The 25685-nt window shown below is 55.1% G+C and carries 18 protein-coding genes and 2 pseudogenes; 5 read left to right on the top strand and 15 right to left on the bottom strand.

What is annotated here, in order from left to right; translation table 11 throughout:
* The first annotated feature begins 37 nt into the window (after positions 1-37).
* Positions 38-892 (top strand): DUF3800 domain-containing protein, encoded by an 855-nt coding sequence (locus tag ACA043_RS04585; RefSeq protein WP_497658687.1) that lies wholly within the window; start codon positions 38-40, stop codon positions 890-892.
* Positions 893-935: 43 nt separating this feature from the next.
* A complete protein-coding gene (locus ACA043_RS04580) occupies positions 936-1880 on the top strand; it encodes an LAPAL motif-containing putative phage structural protein (protein WP_497658686.1) in 945 nt (314 codons plus the stop codon).
* 157 nt (positions 1881-2037) lie between these two features.
* Here ACA043_RS04580 and ACA043_RS04575 read toward each other — a convergent pair whose 3' ends face one another.
* The 3 genes and pseudogenes from ACA043_RS04575 to ACA043_RS04565 form a co-directional block, all read right to left on the bottom strand.
* Positions 2038-3216: a DUF3800 domain-containing protein gene (locus ACA043_RS04575; protein WP_497658685.1), complete on the bottom strand. Its 1179-nt coding sequence runs from the start codon at positions 3214-3216 to the stop codon at positions 2038-2040.
* Between the two features lie 36 nt (positions 3217-3252).
* A complete protein-coding gene (locus tag ACA043_RS04570) occupies positions 3253-3690 on the bottom strand; it encodes a phosphate-starvation-inducible protein PsiE (protein WP_339539949.1) in 438 nt (145 codons plus the stop codon).
* Positions 3691-3840: 150 nt separating this feature from the next.
* Positions 3841-4086, bottom strand: a pseudogene (locus ACA043_RS04565) (phosphate-starvation-inducible PsiE family protein); the annotation flags it as partial.
* 333 nt (positions 4087-4419) lie between these two features.
* Between ACA043_RS04565 and ACA043_RS04560 the strand changes: the two are divergent.
* Positions 4420-4674 (top strand): annotated as a pseudogene (locus ACA043_RS04560) (YebG family protein); the annotation flags it as partial.
* A gap of 145 nt (positions 4675-4819) precedes the next feature.
* Here ACA043_RS04560 and ACA043_RS04555 read toward each other — a convergent pair.
* Positions 4820-5839 carry a Leu/Phe/Val dehydrogenase gene (locus ACA043_RS04555; protein ID WP_305441481.1) on the bottom strand — a complete coding sequence of 340 codons (1020 nt, stop codon included), beginning with the start codon at positions 5837-5839 and terminating at the stop codon, positions 4820-4822.
* Between the two features lie 185 nt (positions 5840-6024).
* On the opposite strand from ACA043_RS04555, the gene ACA043_RS04550 reads away from it, so the two are divergent.
* The gene (locus ACA043_RS04550) at positions 6025-6828 is read left to right on the top strand and encodes a transglutaminase family protein (RefSeq protein WP_401267883.1); all 804 of its coding nucleotides are present in this window, start codon (positions 6025-6027) and stop codon (positions 6826-6828) included.
* Between the two features lie 51 nt (positions 6829-6879).
* Here ACA043_RS04550 and ACA043_RS04545 read toward each other — a convergent pair whose 3' ends face one another.
* The 4 genes from ACA043_RS04545 to hmgA form a co-directional block, all read right to left on the bottom strand.
* The gene (locus ACA043_RS04545; protein WP_489879209.1) at positions 6880-8250 is read right to left on the bottom strand and encodes an MFS transporter; all 1371 of its coding nucleotides are present in this window, start codon (positions 8248-8250) and stop codon (positions 6880-6882) included.
* A gap of 151 nt (positions 8251-8401) precedes the next feature.
* Positions 8402-9037, bottom strand: a complete 636-nt coding sequence (gene maiA / locus ACA043_RS04540; protein WP_489879210.1) for a maleylacetoacetate isomerase — start codon at positions 9035-9037, stop codon at positions 8402-8404.
* Between the two features lie 12 nt (positions 9038-9049).
* On the bottom strand, positions 9050-10354 hold the full coding sequence (gene fahA / locus ACA043_RS04535) for a fumarylacetoacetase (RefSeq protein ID WP_497658684.1): 1305 nt from the start codon (positions 10352-10354) through the stop codon (positions 9050-9052).
* A 3-nt stretch (positions 10355-10357) separates the two neighbouring features.
* Positions 10358-11662 carry a homogentisate 1,2-dioxygenase gene (hmgA, locus tag ACA043_RS04530; protein WP_187676826.1) on the bottom strand — a complete coding sequence of 435 codons (1305 nt, stop codon included), beginning with the start codon at positions 11660-11662 and terminating at the stop codon, positions 10358-10360.
* A gap of 165 nt (positions 11663-11827) precedes the next feature.
* Here hmgA and ACA043_RS04525 point away from each other — a divergent pair, with 165 nt between their 5' ends.
* Entirely contained in the window at positions 11828-12616 is a 789-nt protein-coding gene (locus tag ACA043_RS04525) for an IclR family transcriptional regulator (RefSeq protein ID WP_489879213.1), read from the top strand.
* A 28-nt stretch (positions 12617-12644) separates the two neighbouring features.
* On the opposite strand, the gene ACA043_RS04520 is transcribed toward ACA043_RS04525, so the two are convergent.
* The 7 genes from ACA043_RS04520 to ACA043_RS04490 all read right to left on the bottom strand — a co-directional run bounded on the left by ACA043_RS04520 (position 12645) and on the right by ACA043_RS04490 (position 25586).
* Positions 12645-16139 (bottom strand): dermonecrotic toxin domain-containing protein, encoded by a 3495-nt coding sequence (locus ACA043_RS04520; protein ID WP_497658683.1) that lies wholly within the window; start codon positions 16137-16139, stop codon positions 12645-12647.
* Between the two features lie 288 nt (positions 16140-16427).
* Positions 16428-18983, bottom strand: a complete 2556-nt coding sequence (locus ACA043_RS04515) for a LuxR C-terminal-related transcriptional regulator (RefSeq protein WP_497658682.1) — start codon at positions 18981-18983, stop codon at positions 16428-16430.
* Between the two features lie 139 nt (positions 18984-19122).
* Positions 19123-20490 (bottom strand): DUF1329 domain-containing protein, encoded by a 1368-nt coding sequence (locus ACA043_RS04510; protein WP_497658681.1) that lies wholly within the window; start codon positions 20488-20490, stop codon positions 19123-19125.
* Positions 20491-20513: 23 nt separating this feature from the next.
* Entirely contained in the window at positions 20514-22307 is a 1794-nt protein-coding gene (locus tag ACA043_RS04505) for a DUF1302 domain-containing protein (protein ID WP_497616488.1), read from the bottom strand.
* A gap of 523 nt (positions 22308-22830) precedes the next feature.
* Positions 22831-23742, bottom strand: coding sequence for an SDR family oxidoreductase (locus tag ACA043_RS04500; RefSeq protein WP_497658680.1), 912 nt, complete (start codon positions 23740-23742; stop codon positions 22831-22833).
* A 159-nt stretch (positions 23743-23901) separates the two neighbouring features.
* On the bottom strand, positions 23902-24804 hold the full coding sequence (locus tag ACA043_RS04495) for an alpha/beta fold hydrolase (protein WP_497658679.1): 903 nt from the start codon (positions 24802-24804) through the stop codon (positions 23902-23904).
* The gene (locus ACA043_RS04490) at positions 24804-25586 is read right to left on the bottom strand and encodes a class II aldolase/adducin family protein (protein WP_187676818.1); all 783 of its coding nucleotides are present in this window, start codon (positions 25584-25586) and stop codon (positions 24804-24806) included. Before ACA043_RS04490 ends, ACA043_RS04495 begins: the two co-directional genes overlap by 1 nt.
* Between the last annotated feature and the right edge of the window lie 99 nt (positions 25587-25685).

The raw sequence follows: 25685 nt of genomic DNA, 5'->3' as shown, positions 1-25685 counted from the left end.
GGCGTATAGCTAACATTAATAGCAAGGAGCTTATGTTATGCATTTTTTCTATCTCGATGAAAGTGGCGACACTGGTGCAAATTTACATGACGCCCAACAACCAATATTTGTATTGGCTGGCATGAGCGTGGCGGATAAGAAATGGAACAATACAAAGGAACGTTTGGACGCAGTAATTGCTGATTATTTTAAAGGCAATGTTCCTGAAAACTTTGAGGTCCACTCTCATCAGCTACTATCGCCAAACGGAGAAGGCTTTTTTGCAGACCACCCGATAGAAGATAGACTTAAGCTAGTCAAAGACCTGCTCAACTTGATCGTAGAGCTAGGACACTACGTGCATTATTATGCGATAGAAAAATCAAGTTTACAAAATGCAAATTGCCAATACCAAACAGTCTATGATACCTGTCATCCTTACTTACTATCTTTTGATTACCTCATAACCTACATGAACTGGCACATCAAAGAAAACCTTGGCCAATCCGCGCGAGGAATGATAGTCATGGATGAAAAAGAGGAACACCATAACAGTGTTGAAAAGATAATTCAGAACCGTCGCTTTGAAGTTCCTGCAAACCAAAAGGTTAAATGGATAGTAGAATTTAGCTACCCTATCGATTCGCGAAAAAATCCAATGATACAGTTATCAGACCTCATAGCACTGTGCATTCGTAGATTTATGGAAATTGAAAAAGGATACAAGCCTAGAGTCCATCAGGATGTCAAAAGATTCTATGCAGAGTGCTTTGACATTATAGATTCCAGAGTAAAGGGGCGCAACGTAATCGAGAGAAACGGAAGAAATACAAACTATATGAACGAGCACATTATAAATATGCAATGCAAAGCGCGAGTACAATGGCGCAGAGCGTATGGAATAAGGCGCTGACAAACACCCAATAAAAACATACAAACAACTATGTGGGCCACGCATGAGTACTCTCGACAAGTTTGAATTGCACTACTACCTAGCTAACAACTCTCACCAAATCGACGCACTACTGAGAAACAAATGCGAGACTGAAATTCTCGCGATAATACTAGAAATATCTAACGCCCTAGGTCTCAATGTAAAAATTGTTGCTGAAGCCGTTGAGGCAGGAGGCTTTCGTGAATTCTGGAAGCTCATTCAAGACAATGCTATTTCAATAACTTTAATACTAACTCTAGCTCAAGCTATAATTTCCGCAGCTCCATTATTTTTAAAGTCTGAAAAAGAAGAGCTGGAAAAGCAGCTAATTCGTCTCCAAATTGAGGAAAGCCAGCACAGGCTTGAAACCTTAAAACTTGAAGCCAAAGTAAACAGCCCTTCGCAAAAAACCATAAAAAAAACAATAAATCAACTCTCAAAAAACCTAAAAATAATAAAAAGAAAATCGAATTTCTACGAACTCTTAACTCACAACCATGAAATTAAAAAAGTAGGCTTTAGCCTATCCAATAGCAAGACAAATTTTAATCACGAGGAGAAGGTAGTACTACGTGAAGATTTCAAAAATTTCATTCTAAGCAGCAACAAACTGAAATCCGAAGAAACAGAAACGACTATAGAGATAGTATCCCCCGTACTTAAAGAGGGAAAATACAAATGGAAAGGAATATATAACAAACAAGCCATAAGCTTCCAGATGCTTGATGCAAAATTTAAAGATGCAGTAATTTTAGAAAATATAGCATTTCAGCACGGAACTTTCATAACATGTATTCTCAGGATTAGCCGAGAACTCGATGAGGTGGGTGAGATAAAAATAACAGGATATGCAGTTACAACAGTCATCGAAAAGATAGACGCATCCTCCGTCAATGAAACCTCACAGGGAAGAGAGTATCGACAAGCTAAAAAATACATTGCTGGGCAGGGAAACTTATTTACTTAAAGCCTTACACACCACCCAACATAAAAAATTCAAAGCATCAAAATATCACAAGACCAGAAATATTACTTAACCACGCACATAAACACCTACAATGCGGGAGAACAAAAGAAAAAAGGCAACCAACGATCGCCCTTCTTCTTTTAACCGTATATATCGATTAATGCCCTACTACAACACCGAAATCTTTCGCGACGTAGTAAAGCAAATCGGTAGGTGAAGGTGTCTTTCTTGTTCCAAGCTGCTGGAAGTGCTCAAGTTCGTATAGCCTCGAGGGAGGCACAACCCAGTTAACTCCAATACTTTTTTCTTGATCGGATCCATCAAGAATTTTATTATAAATCTCATGATAGATGCTATCGAGTTCTGTTCCTTCGTTAAAGAAGCTCTCATAATAACGGCTAAAAAATCCGGCAAGCAAATCAGCTACCTGCACCCCCAACGACTTTTTCGAGTCCGAGAATTGCAAATCCGCACTTGTTTTAACTTGAAAATTAGAATTTGGAGTAGGAGGGGAAAAACCATGCGGATTGTTCGAAACCATCAACTCTTTAATGGCGACCAAAACCTCATCAAAATGATCTTGCTTATCATGATAGAAGGCGACTCCCTCAACACTACCTTTGTTCGCCAAATTCACACGTGCAATGATATTCGTCAAAGAAGACACATGCGGCAATAGAAGAATCTTATTTCCTCTTTTTCCGTCATCTGGAATTGGGATGAATTTAAATACTGCTTCATCGCCAATTTCTTTCTTCATGTCATGATAATCTTCAATAGACATATCCAAGTCCTGGACGTGCCCACTATATTCAGGGTGGCTATTAAAGAACTCTTTAATACCCTCCATAGATCTCAGAAGATTTTCTTCGTTCGGCTCATGGCATGAATCAAAAAACCTCTCAAAGTACTCATCAGGCATTTCAAGAGCCATCACTCCTGCGGTAATGTTTCTTGAAACTTGAAAACGCCCATGCGACTCATCGCCTGTAAAATATGGAGGTAATAATTGATGATTTGAAATCGAGGTACAAACATAGTACTTCTTATCAACAACTTCAACAAAGAACGGGGATTTAGACTCAATCAAAATCGAAAAAACCTCAAGCATAAACTGAGGTTTTTTCTTGTAAAGATCTGATGATTTCAACTCGGCAGCTTGAACTCCAAATTTCTTTTTCAGACCATTGATCTTGTCTTCAAAATTTTCAATCTGCGAAATATCAACCGCTGCCAACGAAAATACTGGCTGTCCGGCAAAGCCAAGACCATTTTTGCGGCTAATCAAATCACCACTATTACCGCTTTCATCGAGATATAGATCTTTTACTACCATTTCAAAACCCTCATCTTCCTTGTTAACGAGTTTAATTCAGTCTGCCTTTTCTTTTACAGAAGGGAATCGCGCAGACGCATACCGAACGACGAGAATAGATAGAGATAAAAGCACCACTCCACCCGTCAAATACAAAATCCCTTCATCTGGTGATTTGTGATGCGACACATCGCTAATCAGCAGTCGAATCAAAGCCGTGACACCGATATATAAAAGAAAGCGCAACGGCATATGATTTGTGCGGAAGTAAATCCCACTCATCGCCAGCAATTCTAAGTAGATAAACAGCAGCAAAATGTCATCAACGCTGATTTTATCTTGATGAAGCATTTCGATGAATGTCGTAATGCCAGCATACACCGTGATTGCGCCAATTCCAAACAGAGCAAGGTAGTGGAATAGCTCGACCCCAAGGTTGCCAAGACTGTTTGCCGCTGCGTGCACTCTGACACGCATTCGATCTGCCCATTTCATACCCTTCCCTCCACCTAACAAGCCAAACCGGTAAAAAAATCTTACACGCGATACATGAGCTTCATCCGAGAAGGACTAAGCCATAACCCACTGATTTTTATTAATTTTATTAAAATCTCGTGAGTAGCGAAAAATGTTAAATACAGGAGGGTTGGTCTTGAAGTAAATCCCGACCATCGCCCCCAGTTCCAGATAGATAAACAGCAGCAGAATGTCATCGATCTTGATATGCCCGACTTCGAGCATCCCGAGAAACTCCATCACCGCCGCCCACGCCGTGACCGCACCGATGGCGAACAGCGCCAGGTAGTGGAAGGTCTCGACGAACAGATTGCCCAGAGACTCGGCCAGTTGATGCACGTTTTGCCGCAGTTTCTCGGCCCAGTTGATTTTCACGATGATGTTTCCTTAGCTCGATGCGGATGATGCGTGTTGGACGTGACGGTTTTTCTTCACGCGCCTGATTTCATGCAGAAACAGGGCCACGCATCATGGCGAGACGCCGCAAAACCCGCGCCGTGGCGTTTGGTCGCACTCTCGGTCTCGCACCCGCCCCTGTGAGAGCGAGCTTGCTCGCGAATGAAGGTGACACGGTCGATCTGACAAACCCAAAATCCGGTCTACATTGAAAAGCCACTACCCAAAGCGCAGGGATTCGCTTATCCTTTTCGCTGTATATAAATACAGTGGTCGCAAAGACAACTAATGTGAAGGCATGTGAGGTGGTGAATGGCCGTCGAAGTGGTATACCGCAGCAGCCGAGATCTGGAGCGCTTGTTCATGGATAAAGCCGAAGCTGACCGTCATGACAAAATGCTCGAACTGGCCGAATACTTGGCCGATGTGCTTCAAAAAGCCGTTCCGTCGCTGACTGAACAGCAAGTGGAAGAAGCCGGGATTTACATGGCGAAGAACCGCGATGTGTTCGCCCGGGCGTTCAAGAGCCAGCCTGATGCATTGTCGGAGCTGATCAATGCGCCGGCTGAGCCGGTCGAAAAAGCCGAGGTCGAGGAATCTGCTGAAGCGCCGGTGAAACCAGCCAAAGCAGCAAAAGCGGCGAAGTAATTTATGCCCGAATTGAATAGGCCCTGAGTCGTAAGACTCAGGGCCTTTTTCATGCCTTCGAAACCTACCGATACAAAACCCTTTCCGCCAACTCATCCGCCACCCGCGCTGGCGAGCGTTTTTCCGCCTGCGCATGAGCAAACACTTCGGTCAGCCGTGAACTGATTTTCGACAGGTGCGCGGTAATGGTGGTCAGTTCCTCGCCACGATGTTTCAGCGAGACATAAATCAGGCCACCGGCATTGATCACATAGTCCGGCGCATAAAGAATTCCGCGCCGCTCCAATTGATCAGCCACATCCAGATGCGTCAGCTGGTTATTCGCCGAGCCCGCCACCGCCGAGCAGCGCAATTGCGTGACCGAGTGGCTGTTGAGCACCCCGCCCAAGCCACACGGCGCAAGTATGTCGCAGGGCGTACTGAGCAACGCATCGTTGGCGATCGGGTGAGCATTGAGCTGCTCCATCGCCAGTTGCACCTTGCCGTGGTCAATGTCGCTGACCAGCAGTTCGGCCCCGGCGGCGTGCAGTTGCTCGGCCAGCGCAAAACCGACATTGCCCAAACCCTGAATGGCGATACGCAAACCTTCGAGATTGTCGCTGCCCAACCGTGCCATGGCGGTTGCACGAATCCCGGCAAACACGCCCATCGCTGCGTGCGGCGCAGGATCGCCCGCCGACGTGGTGCTGGTGACATGCTGGGTCTGCTGGGCTATGCAATCCATGTCCGCCACCGAGGTGCCACTGTCGATAGCGGTGATGTAGCGGCCGTCGAGCTGATCGATGCAGCGACCAAAGGCTTCGAACAGTGCGCCACGGTTTTCCACGTGCACCGGTCTTACGATCACTGCAACGCCACCGCCCTGAGGCAATCCGGCCAGCGCGGCTTTGTAGCTCATGCCCTGGGCGAGACGAATAGCGTCTTCGACGGCCGACTCGTCATTGGGATAGGCAAGGTAACGGCACCCGCCCAGGGCCGGCCCCAGACGACTGTTATGAATGGCTATGACCGCCTTCAACCCGGAAACCGGGTCAACGCTCAGGTGCAGCGATTCCAGGCGAGTGCTTTGCATGAGCGCAAACATCGTTGGGCTCCCGAATCACTTCTTGTAGAACGCCAGTATAGGCTTGCGCCCGAAAATTGCTGGAGCGCACCGGAATAAGCATCGATGGCGATGATGGCTTTGCGGCATAACCCCGGGCCCGAGTTGCCAGACACTGGACGAATGGCACGGACGGGGCTAAAACGAGGCATTCCCCGGAGATTTCAATGAGTCCGCGCCAACGTTTTTTCGAGTGTCTGCACCGCTCCCCGCCCGCACTGTTCGAAGCCGCGCTATGGATGGCGGCCGAGCACGAAAAAGCTATCGATCCCCAAACGCTGCTGCAAGACTTCAAGGATCTGCAGCAGCGGGTCAGTTACGGCTTGCCGATGCTGCCGGTGAGTGAACTGGCGCAGCCGTTGTTGCGGCGCATGACTGATCTGGGCTTCGCCCAGGATGACTTCCTGCCGCTGCGCCCGCAGGCTGCAATGCTGCATAAAGTCTTGCAAACCCGCCGCGGACAACCGTTGGCGCTGGCCTTGATTGCCCTGGAGTTGGCGCGCGCCCTGGAGATTCCACTGGTCGGGGTCAATTTCCCCGGGCACTTCCTGCTAAAGGTGCCCGGCGCCGATCACTTGCTTGATCCGTGCGGTGGTCGACGCCTGTATCCCAATGACTGTCGCGAACTGTTGCAGCGCCAATATGGGGCGCACATGAAAATCAATGCCGAGCATCTACTGACCGCCACACCGGTGCAGATGCTCCAGCGCCTGTCGCGTAACCTTCGTCAGTTGCACTCGAGTCACGACGACTTTATTGCTGCGCTGATCGATGCCGAACGTGTGCTGGAACTGGGTGATGCCGGTGCCGCCGATTACCTCGCTCGGGCCAGTCTGTATCAAAAACTGGATTGCCCGAATGCCGAGCGTTTCGATCTGGAACATGCCTTGTTGCTCAGCGACGATCCAATCCAGCGTCTGCGCCTGACCGAAAGACTGGGACACTTGCCGCCCAATTCCGTCGTCCACTGATCCCTTTGTGGGAGCGAGCCTGCTCGCGAATCAGGCGCCTCGGTCCATGAGTCAAACCGCGTTATCGTTCTTCGCGAGCAAGCTCGCTCCCACAGTGATCGCTGTGATTTCAGCAGGCGAGCGCACCTGAATGATCAACAGCGCGGCAATAACGGCCGGAATCGCGCAGAAGAAGAAAATCTGCTCCACCGGAATATGCATCGCCAACAGCAAACTGCCGAACAGCGGCCCAAGAATCGAACCGAAACGCCCTACCCCCAACGCCCAACCGGTGCCAGTGGCGCGTACATGCGCGGGATAGAAGTTACTGGCGAACGCATTCAGGGTCAGTTGCCCGCCGATGATGCAGAAGCCTGCGGCAAACACGCAGGCCACCAGATAACGCGGGTTGTCGTGATTGAGTCCCAGCAGGATTGTGCACAACGCTGCGCACGCGAGCACGGCGGATAACAGACGCACCTTGCGTTTCAAGCGGTCGGCGAACCAGGCCATGCAGATCGCGCCCAGGGTCCCGGCGAACAGGAACATCGACGTCACCAGGTTGGCTTCGTTGAGTTTCAGGCCGCTTTCCAGCAACAGTGACGGCAGCCAACTGATCATGAAGTACAGCAAAATCAGGCTGACGAAAAACGTCGCCCAGATCAGCAAGGTCGGCCGCGCGTAGCCGTTACGGAACAACTCGACCACGGTCAGTTTGCTGCCCTGCTCCTGCTCGTTCTGTTCAACGGAGGCGGCTGGCGGTTGCCAGTCGGGCAGCATCCGCGCGGTGACTTTGCGCAGCCGCGCATACGGCGGGGCATCACGCAGCAGACGCGGCAAGGATTCCGGCAGCATCCACCAGAGGAACGGGAACAGCAGCAACGGCGTCACACCGCCGGCGAGAAACACCGCTTGCCAGCCGAATTGATCGATAAACCCCGCCGCAACAAAACCACCCGCCGCACCGCCGAACGAGAAGCCGCACGCGGCCAGCGTGACCATCAGTGTGCGCAGGCGCGGTGGCGAATATTCCGACATCAATGCCATGGCGCTGGGCATTGCGCCGCCCATGCCGATCCCGCAGATGAAGCGCGCGATCATCAGCGAATTCAGAGAATCGGCGAACACCATCAGCACCGTCAGGCTCGCGTAAATCAGTACGCAGGCGAGCAGGATGCGGCGCACGCCGAAGCGGTCGGCCAGTGGCGTGACGACGAGAGAGCCAATGGTGAGGCCCAGCAGGTTGGCGCTGAACACAGGGCCGAACGCAGATTTTTCCAGCCCCCAGTCCTGCGCCAGTGCCGGCACCACATAACCGAGCACTTGGGCGTCATAGCCGTCGGTGACTAGCAACAACGCAAGCAGGATCAAGAGCAACCACTGATAGCGGGACACAGGACGGGCGTCGAGTGCCGCCCGGAAGCTGGCAATCTGGTTGTGCATCGCAAGGTTCCTGTTTTGTTTTTATGGTTTTTTTGCGTGGATCAACGCCGAACCTTGTGGGAGCGAGCCTGCTCGCGAATGCGGTGTGTCAGGTAAATGAATGGTGGCTGACACTCAGCATTCGCGAGCAGGCTCGCTCCCACAGGGGGTATTACGGTGTATCTGGCTGGTTAGCGGGATGCGCCTTGATAAACGCCGGATGCTCGGCAGCCAACGCCGCAACGCGACGAATACGCGGGTAAGCCTCCAGCGAAACATTGAACCGCTCTGCCGCATACAACTGCGGGATCAGGTAAACGTCCGCCACGCACGGCCACTCGCCGAAACAGAAGCCGCTGTCGCCGATCAACTGCTCAACCGTCGCCAGGCCCTGGCTGATCCAGTGACTGATCCACTCCACCACCTGCGGTTCATCGTGCCCCAACTGACGCAGCCGATTGAGCACGCTGACGTTGTGCAGCGGATGCACATCGCAACCGATCACCGCCGCGACGCCACGCACATGGGCGCGCGCAGCGAGGTCTTCGGGCAACAGCGGCATCTGTGGATAACGTTCTTCCAGGTACTCGATGATCGCCGGCGACTGGATCAGCAACTCACCATCATCAGTACGCAAGGCCGGCACCCGCCCCTGCGGATTGACCGACAGATACGCCGCCTGCCGATGCTCGCCACCGGACGGCGCGATCAGATTGACCGGCAACGCCTGATAGTCGAGGCCCTTGAGCGCCAGCGCGATCCGCACCCGATACGACGAGGTCGAACGGTAATAGGTATAAAGATCCATGAGCCGCTCCTGTCAGCGCGCCGCCAGCACTTTGCCGCGGCATTCGCCGAAGCCGATGGAGGCAAAACCGTCGCGGGCGCAGCGTGCGCGCAGGATGATTTCGTCACCGTCCTCAAGGAATTTACGCACCTCGCCGGACGCCAGTTCGATCGGCTTTTTGCCGCCCTCGGTGATTTCCAGCAGGCTGCCGAACTGACCGTTTTCAGGGCCGGACAAAGTGCCCGAACCGAACAGATCGCCGGCCTGCAACTGGCAGCCGTTGACGCTGTGGTGCGCGACCATTTGCGCCACGGTCCAGTACATGTAACGGGTGTTGCTCAGGGTCAGACGGTGCGCCGGCAGATTCTGCTCGCGCATGGCTTCGGTGAGCAGCAGCACTTCCAGTTCAATGTCGAAGGCGCCGCCATCCTGATCGCGTTTATCGAACAGGTACGGCAGCGGCTGCGGATCACCTTCAGGACGCGCCGGTTGTGCTGTGCGGAATGGCTGCAGCGCTTCGGCGGTGACCACCCACGGCGAGACGCTGGTGAGGAAACTCTTGGACAGGAAAGGCCCCAGCGGCTGGTATTCCCAGGCCTGGATATCGCGGGCCGACCAGTCATTGAGCAGGCAGAAACCGGCGATGTGTTCGGCGGCATCACCGATGGCAATAGACTCGCCCATCTCGTTGCCCTGCCCGATCCAGATCCCCAACTCCAGCTCGTAGTCCAGACGCGCGCAAGGGCCGAAGGTCGGCTCGCTCGCACCCGCCGGCAAGGTTTGGCCTTTCGGGCGACGCACGTCGGTGCCGGACGCGCGCACGGTGGAGGCGCGACCGTGATAACCGATCGGCACATGCTTGTAATTAGGCAGCAACGGGTTGTCGGGGCGGAACAGTTTGCCGACGTTCTGCGCATGCTCAATGCCGACGTAGAAGTCGGTGTAGTCGCTGATGCGCGCCGGCAAATGCAACTGGCAATCGGCGGCCAACGGCAGCAGTTTTGCGCCTTGAGCTTCGATGTTGCCGCGCAGGGTGCTGCCTTCGCTGAACAGTTCCAGCAGACGTTCGCGTAGAGCAACACGCGCCTCGCGACCCAACTCGAAGAATGCGTTCAGTTGTCCGCCGTGCATAGCTTCAACCGCCGTGCGAGCAACGCCGTCGAACAGACCGGCCTCAAGTGCTACTTGCAGATCGAAGATGTGTTCGCCAATCGCCACGCCACTGCGCGGCTCGGCGCCCTCAACGCTGAACACGCCCAACGGCAGGTTCTGCAACGGAAAATCGGCGTGGCCGTTGGCCGAAGCGACCCAACTGCGGGTGATGGAATTCTGAGTCATGGGTTATCTCCGGGTCGGGTCGAACGTGGCGGGCAGCGTGGCCCAGCAGGCGTCGTAAGTGGATTGCAGTTGCGGGCAGTCGAGGGCAAAACGGCTTGGGCGCAGCACCTGACTGGTCTCGAACATGAAGGCCATGGTGTTGTCGATTTTCGCCGGTTTGAGATCGGCGTTGATCGCTTTGGTACAGGTCTCGCCATCCGGGCCGTGGGCGCTCATGCAGCTGTGCAGCGAGGCGCCGCCGGGCACGAAACCTTCGGCCTTGGCGTCGTATTCGCCCTGGATCAGGCCCATGAATTCGTTCATCAGGTTGCGGTGGAACCACGGCGGACGGAAGGTGTTCTCGGCCACCATCCAGCGCGGCGGGAAGATCACAAAGTCGAGGTTGGCCAGACCGTGCACGCTGGTCGGCGAGGTCAATACGGTGAAGATCGACGGGTCCGGGTGATCGAAACTGACCGTGCCGATGGTGTTGAAGCGGCGCAGATCATATTTGTAGGGCACGTTGTTGCCGTGCCAGGCGACCACGTTCAGCGGCGAGTGATTGAGTTCGGTGGCCCACAATTGGCCGAGGAATTTCTGCACCAGCGTGGTCGGTTGTTGCAGGTTTTCGTAGGCGGCGACCGGTGTCAGGAAGTCGCGCGGATTGGCCAGACCGTTGCTGCCGATCGGTCCCAGATCCGGCAGGCGCAGCGGTGCGCCATGGTTCTCGGCGATGTAGCCGCGCGCCTGCGGATCGAGCAGTTCGACGCGGAATTTCAAACCGCGCGGCAGCACGACGATCTCCAGCGGCGCCACTTCCAACACACCCAGTTCAGTAGCGATGCGCAGACGCCCGAGTTGCGGCACCAGCAGCAGTTCGCCGTCGGCGTTGAAAAATACACGCTCCATCGAGCGGTTGGCGGCGTAGTTGTAGATGCTGATCCCGGCGGGTTTTTCAGCACCGGCGTTGGCCGCCATGCTCACCAGGCCGTCGATGAAATCGGTCGGCTCGCTCGGGATGTCCAAAGGGTTCCACCGCAGGCGATTGGGGGTCACTTCACCCAACGGGCCGCCCGCCAGTTGCCGCTCCAGCTTGACGAACGCCGGGTGATTGGCCGACGGCTGAATCCGGTACATCCAGGTGCGTCGCGCTTCACTGCGGGTCATGGTGAACGCAGTGCCGGAGAACAATTCGGTATAGAGGCCGTATGGGGCTTTTTGCGGGGAATTCTGACCAACAGGCAGCGCGCCGGGCAACGCTTCAGAGCTGAATTCGTTGCCGAAGCCGGACTGATAAGCCAGCGTCGACGCGGTTGAATCGAGGTTCATGGAGCCTCCTGAACAGGGAGTCGGCAGTGGCCCATCGCTCTGGCTCAGAGGTTTCGGCACGCCGGGGTTGTTATTATCGTAATTCGATTACGCATAACGTAATTTGCTCGCTATCCAGCGTCAAGCTATAAAGACGCCCATTCGTTTTCGGATCCCGGCAGCACCATGGAAAAAACCAGCGACAGCAACGGCAAACAGAAAGTCCGCTCCGCCGAAGTCGGCACCGACATCCTCAAGGCCCTGGCCGAGTTGTCGCCAGCCACGTCGCTGTCGCGTCTGGCCGAACATGTGCAGATGCCGGCGAGCAAAGTGCATCGTTATCTGCAAGCGTTGATCGCCTCGGGTTTTGCCGAGCAGAACCCCGCCACCAACCATTACGGCCTCGGCCGTGAAGCGCTGCGCGTTGGCCTGGCCGCCCTCAACAGTATGGACGTGCTGAAAGTCGCCGCCCTGCCGCTGGCCGAATTGCGCGACGAACTCAACGAAACCTGCTTCCTGGCGGTGTGGGGCAATCAGGGTGCGACCGTGGTGCACATCGAACCGGCCGTGCGTGCGGTGACGGTGGTGACGCAATTGGGCTCGGTGCTGCCGCTGCTCAGTTCCTCGACCGGACTGGTGTTCAGCGCCTATCTGCCACATCGGGAAACAGACGAATTGCGCGAGCAGGAAATCGCCGTCGCCGACCATCCGCTGGCCGATGAAAAGGTTTACGCAACCTTGTGTGAACAGATCCGCGAACGCGGTCTGCATCATGTGCATGGTTTGTTGATGCCGGGCGTGGATGCCTTGTCGGCGCCGGTGTTCAACGCCGTTGGACAAGTCGCTGCGGTGCTGACCATCGTCGGCCCGACCTCGTTGTTCCACGCAGACGAAAACGGCCCGGCGGCGCAGCGGTTGTTGGCTGCGACGCGGGCCGTGAGTTGGCGGATGGGATTCGAGACGCCAGCGTCCTGAAAGAGTAGCCGGCGCTTCGATTACTGGATCAACCGATCAGTCGGGTGGTGCTTTCCACTCTGTGAGGCGCTACGGCGACTGCGGTGACATAGCTGATGCCGACGGGGACACCGGTTACATCCGAGAGCAGGTCTGCATAATCCTTGATCTGAGACAGTAGTCCGTACGCGCTGACAGAGTTGCCGACGCCGGAGATCTTGCCGATATAAAACATGATGGCCGCCCTCCAGGCACTGGCAAAGTAGGCATTGGCTGCTTCCTTATCGCCGTCCAGTGAGGCCGAAATCCCCTCAACGATCGTATAGGCGATTCGCAGTACACTCACCACCGCGCCTACTGGAGGCACGAACAACGAGACAACATCCAAAGCGACACCAATCAAAATCTTGGCATCGACCCAGACCGCCTCCCAAGTGCTGGTGGTTTGATAATCCACGTCAGCCATGAAACGCTTTACCAGGGCGACGTACTCGTGTTTGAACTCGTTGCCAACCCCATACGCGTTGTACAGCACGGGCGGCCGTTCGCGTGTGCCCCCGCTTTTGTACTTATCTGTGAGTTGTTTGACAGCCTTTTGATCTTCAAGACTGACCATTCGTAAAACATGGCCTTTAAAGGCGGAATCTTCAAGCCGCGCCGACAACTGTTCGACAGGGAAGAAATCATTCCCGTCATGGGTACCCGGCGTATAAACAACAGACTGCAGCCGCCCGTTAAACTGGCGACTAAAGATATAAGCGCCGTGAATTTTCCTGCCTTCCAAGGTGAAATGATAAACGCCCACGTCCGGCACGGATTGAGCGCCTACTGTGTATAAATCAGTGCCGGGACTATTTCTATCAAGACCATCAATAAGCGCTTTCAACCAATTGAAATCCTCATTGGATATCGTGCGCCTGATTTTCTGGGCCAGGGCTGCAGTGAGCATTTCGTTCTGTTTCAGCTCTCGGTAAAAAACTTCTTTCAGAGCACGACGTGGGGTCGAGATGAATTGTTTTTCAAGATACGCCTCATAAAGTTCACCGGGCTTAAGATCAATAAGATCATTGATGACCTGTACATTTAATGCTCGTGGAACCGAACCGCTGAATTTGGCAGTTCGAAGGTAATCTCTTAACTCACCTATTGCTATGGAGACTCCTGGAACGACGGCACTCAGAATTTTCTCAAAAATCGAAACGTCACTACGCCAGGTCTGCCACTGGATGAACAGATTGGTGAGCGTCATTTCTGGAACATTATTAATTTTGACCCTTACATTTTCCGGATCGAAGACAGGAACTTTAAGTCCCTTTCGATCCCAGTACTGGGCGAATGTCTTCATCACCAGATCACGAGCAAACTCCTTGAAAGGCACGATTTTCAGATCGTCTTTTGCAATGCTCTGAATAGCCTTGAGTTCTGTATGCAGTCGAACGGATAATCCTTGTTCCTCCACCGAGGCTTTCCTGAACCACTGAGGTGTGAAGGCTTCAATTTGTTTCGCTTCCCAACTGAGGATATTTTTTACCGCATTTTCCAACGGGTAGTCTTCAGTAGTGAACGGGAATTCAAAGCTCGATTGGCCAATCCACCGTAGAGTCCAACTATCCCCTGTGACTTCAGCCACCATTCTGTTTACATCAGACAGAACGGCCTGACCCTTCAAATACTCCCAAATTTCATCGTCCTGGACCCATGCTAATAATTCATTCCTTAACTGTCTTGAATTGGGAAACTCAAACCACTCTTGTCCGGATGGAAAACCCGGCGCATACAACACGATGAAGTCTTCGCGATTAAGCTTTTGTGCAAAATACCTCAAGTCTTTGAACGCTTCATATTTCGCACCGAGCTTGATCTCCCCGGACATAAAAGACAGATCACCAAAGTTATAGCGATTGACCATGTCATTGGCACGCGAGCTCACATGCTTTTGCAGAACCGCGCTAAATATCGACAGCGCCGTCCTCTTGCCTTGAACTTCTCGAAGAGCGTCGAAAACTTCACGCTTGGAGTAGACTGCTTGCCGCGCGTCGTTATACCGGTTACGCACATTCAGCGAAATGATCGAATTGATCAGATTGGAAGGCGTAAATTTTGGGTTAAACGGCTGATTTTCTACAGCAATCTCATATTGACCTCCTCGATCATGCACGCCGTACATGAACGCCTGAGTGAGCGTCTTGCGCTCCTTTGTCTCAATCTGTTGGCCATTCGTTACTTTCAACACATTTCGGATATTGACGAAGATGCTATCGGGGTCAATCCGAACGTCCTTACCCGGCGAAATGAATGCTTCCACTTCATTTTTTGCAAAGTCCTTGAGCGATGCGAACCCCTTGGTTACTTCATGGTATTGAACCTCGCTTTCAAGCAGGCGCTGTTGCAATGCCTCATAAACTTCCTGATTCGTCGAACCGGCATTTTTTAACCAGACCGGCCACCGGTTTCTTTGCGCTTGGCGCAGAAGTACCGCCTGGCGAGCCTTCGCCAGACGAGGAATGTCTGGTAGAGACTGTGCAGACGTCACCGACGCAACAACCGAAACAAAATCCGAATCCGGATCTGCGAACCGAGCCAGCTGTTTCACAACATCAGCGCAAGATTTCTCAATCCCGTTATCGCTGATGCGTGCAAACAGATCGGCCTCAACTTTCAAATAACGAAATTCAGGCGCGGTCGGGAATGTTTCTCGCTCATTGATCGCGAGCGACTGCAAGAACACCTCACGACTGTCACCTGACATCAAGCGTTGCTCCAGCGTCTGATGCAACTGAGCAGAGGAAGAGAATTTTTCGACGCCATGAGTCGGGGAGTAGAGCACTATCGCCGTATCGGCCCGAGGAACAAGTTCATCGTTGACGGGCGCTTCGAGCGGGATGGCGAACATTGAACGTTGCTCGCTATAAGCGTCCCCTCGGCTGCCGATAAATACGCCATACCATGAGCCGCGCGAACCCGGTTGAACCCTATAGCGGATGCGTTGAAGCTCCTCACGGCTGATAGCGCCCTCATCAGCAAGAACTTCAAGTTCATTTAGAAAGAGATTGGCCTGAAGCTCGCCCAAGGTCATTTTTCTAGGAAGGGAAAACTGCCCCTTACTTTCGTCTTTTCCTGCCCAGTACTCTTGTAGCGCAGCAACATAGTAGTCTGGCAAGTTTCGAAACAGGTGCGTCAGCAGTTTCTCCACAGAGGCCAGAGAGACCGCAGGGTATATATTTCGAGTATCGGTTGAAAGCGGGCGATCATAAATCGCGTAATACTGCGCATCGTACGTCGGTGCCCTGCCACGCTGTAGGCAGTCATTCAAAACATGAAACAAACCTCCTACCGGCTCCATTTGCTTCGGTTTGACATTGCCACGAACATTGATGTGAACAAGACGTTCATCGATCCCTGGCGCGAACTCTCCAAGTGCACGCTTCAAACAGGCACGTAAAATAAAATCAAATGCAGGCACGCCCTTCAAGTGATCCGACAGTGCGGCCAGTGCCTCACCCAATCTGCCAAATCCAGACTCATCAAGACTACGAACTTCCATTTCGAAACACCCTATCAGTTTGATACTTACAAATATCCGAATGACATTTGCTTCGCTAATTCAAACTAAACCGGGCACTTATCGAAAAGATACTCAGAATACTTTTCCAATCTTGTATACGACCAAAACCAAACATTCAGAATAAATAATACAAATTAATTATTTCTTCATACCGACACCGCCAACAACTAAAATCCGCCTACCACCAGACCTTGACGCTTACATTCAGTCTTCTTTATTACAAAGAGCAAACCCATCCCTTTCTAAAAATTACATGTAACAAAAACACTACAACACCATACCCATTGACTTGGCACACGCCACCGCCTGAGTTCGTCGTGCGACACCTAACTTTCCATGTATGCGTCTGGCGTGGGTCTTTACCGTATGTAGAGAAATAAACAACTGATCCGCAATTTGTTGATTTGAATATCCCTTGGCGATCAGACCTAAAACTTCCAACTCGCGGAGACTGAGCAGACCGCTATCAATCAGTTTCCTGGCACTGGGCGAATCTACGACCTTGTTATTCAATTCTTTCAACAAATCAGGTTGACGCAGTTTCAGTTCACGTAACGCCTGATGCAAACCATGGTGACTGGCCATTTCCAGCCCCTTCTGTAAGTGACGCCGCGCCGAAGGCTGATCGCCTAGAATAAAGGCAGCCTCGGCCAACACCAGATGAAGGTCGGTTTCCAGCCAAAGCATTTTGCGTTGATGTGCCGCCTCCAGCAAAAGCTGGAGACGACCGATCGGATTGAGCGCCGTACGCAGCCCAACTTGTGCAAGGATCAGCAAATACTCAACCCGCGGAATCAGCTCAAGTGTCGCCGGCGGTGCCTGCAAGGCATCCGATCCTTGATAGTGTCGCAGCAGACGTGTCATGGCCTCGCATGCCAGCTCGGGACGTCCTTGCTGTAACCAGAACAGGCTGCTGACCTGTAACAGCACTCCCCGATAAACCGTTTCCGGAATCTGCCTTTGCTGCATCAAACGCTCACCATCACGCAGCCATACGAACGCCTTTTGATAATCTGCCTCGTTGGCAGCCAGTTGCGCCAGTCCCAGATAACCATACAAAACCCGCTTGTCTTGATTGCGCTTGCAATCGTCCAGCCCCGAATGGAAAAACGCAGCCGCCGAGGCATCCAGCCCCTGACTCAGCGCAAGGCGCCCGCGACGCAAGGCAATCCGTCCCAGCAAAGGGCTCAGCCGGTTCGGCTGCCGGGCGAGCAAATCATGCACGCCCGCCAGCAGACTTTCAGCCCGAGGTGCAGCGCCGCGCTGCTCGAGCAATTGTCCGTGATCGAGTTCAAGCAGTGCTTCGAAAACCAGCGAGCCTTGCGCCCGCGCCAGACATAGCGCCTGGCGATTCAGCGCGTGGGCCAGATCCAGCTCCCCGCGCAACAGAGCCTGCTGGGTCAACCCTGACAAACACATCACCCGAGCGATCCAGTTCTCGAGATCGAGTACCTCCAGCGCTTGCGAAAAGTGTTCATGAGCGGACTCCATCCGCCCTTCCAAATGCAATAACCAGCCTTGCGACGTTTGCCAACGCGCAATCAACTGCCGCTCAAGCGCTGGCGAAGGCTGCGGCATGAACCGCCCCAGGTGCCCGATGCATTTCGCTGCCTGTTCGAAACGACCGGCAAAGAGCAACGCAGCGGTAATCAGCCCGACCAGTTGCGGGGTGCTCAGGGTCAACTCCACACCTTGTTGCTCGTGCAACTGCACCAATAACACGACAGTTTGCTCTTCAAACAACTGCTCGAAGCTGAAGTGCTGCAGCAGGCTGACTGCGGCTTCATATTCTTCTGCCAATAACGCCTGTTCAAATGCCGAGCGCCAATCCCGTGCGGCACTGAACCACTGACAGGCACGTCGATGCCATGTACGGCGCGATGGCCAATGTTCCTCGCGCACGACGCGAGACAGCGGCGGAAAAATGTGCGACCAGTCCGCAGAATCATTCCAGGGCTCAATAAAGCAGCCAAGCATTTGCAATGTTCGCAGGTGTACAGCCCCCTCCCCGGCGCCGAACAAGTGCTCGCACAGTTGAGCATTGAAGCGCGGCATTTGTGCGAGCACGCGCCAGACTTCGGTCAGTTCCGGCGTGAGGCCACTGAAGAGTTCATGTTGCAGGTAGTCGAGCAGCGTATCGACGCGTTGCTGTGGTTCAGTTGTCTGCGACCAATCGCATTTGCGCAACAGCGCCATGCGGACCCCGGCGCACCAGCCTGCGGTTCGCTGGTAGATTCGCGCGGACAGGTCGCTTGCCTGCTCGGCGGGCAAGTGCTTCAGCGCATGGGCAATTTCTGCTTGCGTGAGCGCCAGCGTCGGGCTTTCGCACTCGTACAGTTCATCATCGAGCAGCAGGCGTGGCCAGTTGCATTGCGGGCGTCTACGCGTGCCGATCCACCAGACGCACGCGGAACTGCTGACCGTCAATAACCGATCAAGCAACGCGTCCAGCGCTGGATCCGGCAGGCGGCAGTAGTCATCGATAAACAGCCAGGTCGGCCTCGACCAGCGACTCAGCGCAGCGACCAGAGCGGACTCCGTTGTTTCGGCCAGCCCCAACGCCTGCGCCAGTCGCAGACAAAATTCACTGGTACTCAATGCCGCGCCTGCCAACGGCAACCAGCCGACCTCGCAGCGTGGCGGCGCCTGCAGCAGGCACTCGGCAAGCAGCGCACTCTTGCCACTGCCCGCAGGAGCGCAGATCAGCCTGACCCGCGCCATCGACTCAAGCAACGGCTCGCTCAATCGCGAGCGTGCCTGATGATGGGCGGACAGTCTGGGCAGAAATCCGGGGCGATCCAGACACGGCGTCATGGCGGTCATCGGTTGAACCTTTTTATAGTTGTTGGCTCACCCTAGCCCTCTCCAAACCGCTTGTTGATAAGTATTCAGCACGCTGATTGGCGGCCATAAAAAAGGCGACCGTGCGGTCGCCTTTTGTTCAGTCGATGTATCCGAAACGTTACCGCACCCCCTCGGCACGCAGGGCCGATGGCGTGTAGTCGGCAGCCTTGGCTTCGAAGCCGAATTCGAAACTGTGCTTCTCTTCGTTCTTCATCCCCAGGGCAATGTATCGGCCAGCAATGATGTCGTAGAGCGCTTCGAGGGTGTAGGCCTGAGCCTGGTGATCGTAGTAGTACTGCGCATGGCCTTCGGCGACGCGCCACAGTTGCCCGCGACCGTCGTAGTGATCGGCGAGCGCCACTTGCCAGCTGTCCTCGTCGATGTACATGTGGCGCTTGGCGTAGATGTGTCGCTCGCTCGGCTTGACCGTGCCGATCACTTCCCAGACCCGGTGCAACTCATAGCGGGTCAGATCCTGATTGATGTGCCCGGCCTTGACGATGTCGTCATATTTCAACTTCGGCGAATCGAGTTTGTAGCTGTTGTAGGGAATGTACATTTCCTTCTTGCCGACCAGTTTCCAGTCGTAGCGATCCGGTGCTCCGGAGAACATGTCGAAGTTGTCCGACGTACGCAAGCCATCAGCGGCGGTGCCCGGGCCGTCATATGCGACTTGCGGAGCGCGGCGTACACGGCGCTGACCGGCGTTGTAGATCCACGCCAGACGTGGCTCCTTCACCTGATCGAGGGTTTCGTGCACCAGCAGCACGTTACCGGCCAGGCGCGCCGGGGCCGTTACCGACTGCTTGAAGAAGGTCAGCACGTTGGCGGCTTTTTCCGGATCGATATCCTTCATCAGTTGCGGCACGGCGATCTCTTCTTCGAAGCGGATCGGCGTGTAGCTGCCGTTGGTTTGCGGCGTGACCTGGGTGATGATTCGGCGCAGATTGCCGCCGTGGTATCGGGTGATGTGGTTCCACAACACCTCGACGCCATTCTTCGGAATAGGGAAAGCGTAATAGCGATTACCGGTGAAATTGGCAAGGCCGTTGCCGTCGTTGATGCTGGTAACGTTGAGTGCGCTGCGCTTGGCCGACTCGTAGATTTCCGGCGGCACGGCGACGGTGCGGTGGGTCGGATAGACCGGGATCTTGTAGGTTTGCGGGTAGCGTTTGAACATGGCTACCTGGCCGTCGGAAAGCTTGCTCTTGTACTGGTCGACGTTGGTTGCGGTGATGGTGAACAACGGTTTTTCACTGGCGAACGGGTCCGCGAGAAAGCCTTTGCTGTCCACCGCACCGGCGTTCTTCGGGATGCCACCGGTCCACGCCGGGATCGAACCGTCAGCGTTGCCGGCCTTCTCGGCGCCGAGCGGGGTCAGGCTGGTGCCGAGTTTGTTTGCCTCATCCGGCGACACTGCCGCCATCACGTTGGCCGCCAACAGACTCAGGGCCAGCACACCGCATTGCAGAATCATTTTGCGCATTGCTTTCATCCTTCTCGGGCAGATCAGAAGTTCACGCCGAAGCTCAGGGCCACGAAGTCACGGTCTTCGAGGACGTTGTAATCGCCGCCGAAAAAGTCGGTGTAACTGAGGCTCGCGGTGTAGGTGTTGCGGTAATCGGCATCGACGCCGACGCTGATCGCTTTCGCACCTTCGTTGAACAGGCCGTTGGGGCCGTAACCGGCGACGTCATGCGACCACGACAGGTTGGGTTTGAGGTTGATCCCGCCGATCACGTTGGCGTAATCGAGGATCGCCCGGGCGCGGTAGCCCCACGAAGTCGAGGTGACGAAGCCGTCGGTATCGCCACCGAAACCGTACTGGCCGTACACCGAGTCGCGGCCGTAACGCAGCTTGCTGCGAGACTCCAGACCACCGACCCGCACCACCGCTGCTTCACCGACCAGAGTCAGGCGTTGAGCACCCCACACCTGATCGAAAAAGTGCGTGAGAGTGCTCTGGATCTGGGTGACCTCTTTGCGTCGGTAACCCTTGTTGTCGGAACCTGGCGTCGTCGCGATCGGCGAAGCCGCGCCGCCGGCAATCGGGTTGAGCAGCGCCAGAGTCAGATCGTTGGTACTGACCTGCACCGGAGCGTTGGGCCGATAACTGATCTCGCCGGTCCACGCAGTGCCAGTGGGCAATGTGGTGGAGAAACTCGCGCCGTACAGGCGAATGTCCTCCGGGTATTCGAGGTAATAGCCACCGCGCCCGAGCATCACACTCTGCGCCAGTCCCGAACCGCTGCCGGGCGCCAGACCGTTGGCAATGCCGACCATACCCGGCAATGCCGCCAGGGTCGAAAGCCCTGCGGTGGTGGTGCCCACTGTTGGCGTGCGGCTGTGGTAGTTCATGAAGTACAGGCCGTACTCGGTGTCGTCACCCAGCCAGCGCAACGCCGTGCCCCACTGCCCGGAATCCCGCGCATCGCGGTCGCCGCCACGGGGGATCACCACGCCTTCGCGGGTGACTTGAATGCCCTGACCAAATGCCGTGGTCAACGGCACCAACGGCGCAATCGCCGGATTGCCGACGGTGTAGCCGCTGTTGCAACCGTCCGCTGCCACATCGACGCCGAAGAACGTGCCGCAGTTGTCGAGTACGGTCTGGTCCCACTCCAGTTGATAAAAGCCTTCAACGGTCAACTGATCCGTCAGGCCTTGCGAGCCGAACAGCATGTTCACCGGAATCAGGCCTTCCTTGATCTCCGCGCCGGGACGCCGGAACGCCGAGACGTCGATCGGGTTGATGCTGTTGATCGAGTTGCCGATGAAAGTACTTTCGCCCCAACTGACCACTTGTTTGCCGGCGCGCACAGTGCCCGGCAGATCGCCGATGGAATAGTTGTGATAGACGAACGCATCGAGAATCTGCGCACCGGACGACTTGGCGCCTTCCTTGCGGCCCTTGTCGCTGATCTGTTTGAACTCGCGGTCTTCATCCTTGAGTTCGAAGTCGTACCAGTACTTGCCACGCACGAACACACCGGTGTCGCCGTACTTCAGTTCTAGATCGTGAATGCCTTTGACGATTTTCGAAAAGGTCTCGCCCTTCTTGAAGTTCAAGCGCCCGTCATCACCGGTCGAGGATTGCCCGGTACCACCGTTGACCGTGCCGACCAGCGACTTGTCGGCATCGCGCATGCCCCAACTCGCCCCCACCGACAGCGACGAATCGAACGTGCCCTCGATTTCCCCGATGTTGAACGAAACCGCTTGCGCCTGGGCACAGCAACCCAGAGCCACCGCGGCTGCCAGCGCCTGCGGTGTGAAGATGGCGCGCATTGTTGTTTTTGTCATGCGTCTTCCCCGGTGAGTGACAGAAGGCCCCACCCTACTGCCGGGCGAACGGGTCGATAAGCGCACCAAGGAGGTATTCGTGTTGTCACTCGAAAGGATGAATGGCTTTGCGGAGCGGGGCTTTGCGCGAGTCATGAGTCGGCTGGATAGTTGATCATCAGCGCAACGCATGGTGCGAGGCACTGTTGCATGCCCCGTAACAGTGCATGTCCGGAATCGCTATTTTTCCTACAGATTCAAATCCGTATTCTGAGCGGGCTTTCACGGGATACGCCGCAAAGCCCCTAGCCTTGGCTACTGAGTAAATCAGGCCATTGCTGACAGATTTCAGATCAATCGAAGGTGTTCGGTTGATCACCCTGGTGTTCACTGACGTTGATTTGTAGCTCCTTGATCCAACGTCTTACCTTGGCCGCTGCGTTTGCAGCGGCCTTTTTTATGGGTGATGGATTTTGCCGGGAAGGGAGATTTTAGCGGGGAGATGGCAGGGCTCGACTGAGCCCTGTCGGTTGCTGCGCAGAAATCAGAGCGAATACTTCTGCAAATTCGCCATCATTTCCTTCAGCGCTTCAATGTTGTCCTGCGGATGCGCCGCGCCTTCGAAATCACAAATCTGCTGCCAATGCGCCGCGACATCTTCCGGCGAAAATCCCACACGTGGATCGAACCCGGCGCCCAAGCTGCGTTCCCAACGCACTTTGCCCATCCAGCCACCGCCGACCTCGAACAGCCCGGAAGTCTCTTGGCACTGCTCGCTCGCCAGGTACACCACCAACGGGCTGACCAGTTCCGGCTTCAGTTGCTCAAATACTTGCGGCGGGATCAGGCCTTCGGTCATACGCGTGCCGCCGGTTGGCGCGATGGCGTTGACGAGGATGTTGTTCTTGCGGCCTTCGATGGCCAGCGTACGGGTCAGGCCGTACAGACCCAGCTTGGCCATGCCGTAGTTGGACTGGCCGAAGTTGCCGTAGATGCCTGAAGTGGAAGCCGTGAAGATCACGCGACCATAGTTTTGCTCGCGAAGGTGCGGCCACGCGGCGCGGGTAACTTTGTAGGCGCCTTCGACGTGAACGCGATAGACCAGATCCCAGTCAGCGTCTTCCATTTTATGGAAGGTCTTGTCACGCAGGATCCCGGCGTTGTTGACCACTACGTCGACACGCCCGAAGACGTCGAGAGCGTTCTGTACGAGTTTGTCGCCGTCGGTGACCGAGTCGTGGTTGGCTTCGGCGATGCCGCCGGCTTCGCGAATTTCCGCGACCACTCGGTCGGCCGCAGAAGCGTTGGCGCCTTCGCCCTGAGTGGAGCCGCCGAGGTCATTGACCAGCACTTTTGCGCCCTGTCTGGCGAACAACAATGCGTGTGCGCGTCCGAGGCCACCACCGGCTCCGGTGACGATTACGACTTTATCTTCGAAACGCACAGACTCATTCATCACGGCAACTCCAGCAGGCCTAGGGACAGTTCTCCGAGTGTCAGGCACGGGGCTTTCGGTCACAACAAACACGGCTGGGGCTGAATGGTGCGCGATAAGGCTGGGGGATGATGCGGAGCCAGATCAATAGATCGCCGCCGTCTGCGATCTATTGACCTTTCAGGAACACGCTACTTTGCGCGGTGGCAGCACGAAGCGTTCGCGAAACGCCAGGTAATGCTTGAGCACCTGCGCCGGCGCTTCGGTCTGCGGATAGTGGCCGATGCCCGGCAACAGCACGGTGTCTGCATCGGCAATCAGTTCGCGGTAACGCTCGACCATGTGAACGCCAGAGATCGGATCGACTTCACCATCGATTACCCGCAACGGCACTTCACCGCGCTGCATCGCCGCCACCCAGCGGTCACGTTGCACGCGGCGCTCAGGAATGTAGCCGATCAGTTTGTGCATGATCCGCGGGCCGTGATTGCTGTCGATCAGGCTCCAAAAATCATCCAGCTCACTTTCGCTCGGGCGGGTCTGCGGGCCGAAGATCTGGCGGAAGCTTTTCACCAGCGCGTCGCGGGTAAACGCGCGGCCGATCATCCAGCCCAATGGGCTGAGCAGCAGTTTTTGCATTAATACGGGGCGATGGGTCTCCGGGAACAACCCACCGTTGAGAAACACGCAACTGGCAACCTCGATCTGCTCTTCGTAATGCCGCGCGAGCAGTTCCTGCGCGACGCTATCGCCATAGTCGTGAGCGAGGATGTGCACCGGTTGCTCGACCTGCAAATGTGCAAGCAACGCCTGTTGCAGATCGGCCTGCTCAAGAAGGCTGTAGCTGTGATCGACCGGTTTCGCCGAATCGCCGAAACCGAGCATGTCGCAAGCGATCACCCGATAACGCTGGGCCAGTGGCTGCCACAGGTAATGCCAGTCCCAACTGGCGGTCGGGAAGCCGTGGATCAGCAGCAGCGGCTCGCCCTGCCCCGTCGTCCAGTAACGGATCGGCTGGCCACGAAAGACAAACGTCTGGCTGCGCTTGCGCCAGACACACAGAGGAATCTCGGCAAGAGGCATTAGAGTTTATATCCGGGGTCTTGTTTATCGAGTTTGCGCAGCAGCGCCGGCCAGGCCAGCGCGCCACCCATGCCTTGTGCACTTTTGGTGACACCGGCGATCATCGCCTTGGCGCCTGCCAGAATCTGCGGTTCGATGGCGATGAGTTCAGCGCCGCCGGTCTGCGCCATCACCTGGATGTCGCAGGCGCGTTGGAAGGTGAACATCATCAGAAAGGTATCGGCGATGGTGCCGCCACAAGTCAGCAGACCGTGGTTGTGCAGCATCAGGAAATTGTTCTCGCCCAGGTCAGATTGCAAGCGCGCCTTCTCTTCGTGGTTAAGCGCAACACCTTCATAGCCGTGATAGGCCAGGCTCGACAGCACGAACAATGATTGCTGGCTAATCGGCAACACGCCCTGCTTCTGCGCCGACACCGCCACACCCGAGGCCGTGTGTGTATGCAGCACGCAAACCACATCGTGCCGTACTTCGTGTACGGCGCTGTGAATGGTGTAACCCGCCGGGTTGATTTCGTAAGGGCTGTCCATGAGTTTGTTGCCGGCCTGATCGACTTTCACCAGGCTCGACGCAGTGATTTCGTGGAACATCAGGCCGAACGGATTGATCAGGAAATCTTCGGTGCCCGGCACCTTGGCGGAAATATGGGTGAAGATCAGATCGTCCCAGCCATGCAATGCGACCAGACGATAACAGGCGGCGAGATCGACTCGGGTCTGCCATTCCGCGGCGCTGACCTGGTCTTTGACATTAAGGGACGATTGGACGGGGGCTACGCTCACTGTATGCACCTCTGCGTTCTTCTTGTTTTGCACGTCTGTGCAGTCTAGTCAGGCGCAGTCGATCGCGTAGTTGCATTGCCAGCCAGCTTGATGACTGAG

Source organism: Pseudomonas sp. LBUM1648 (assembly GCF_059716145.1).
The sequence above is the reverse complement of the archived record's forward strand: the minus strand, read 5'-3'. Positions and strand labels throughout refer to the sequence as shown.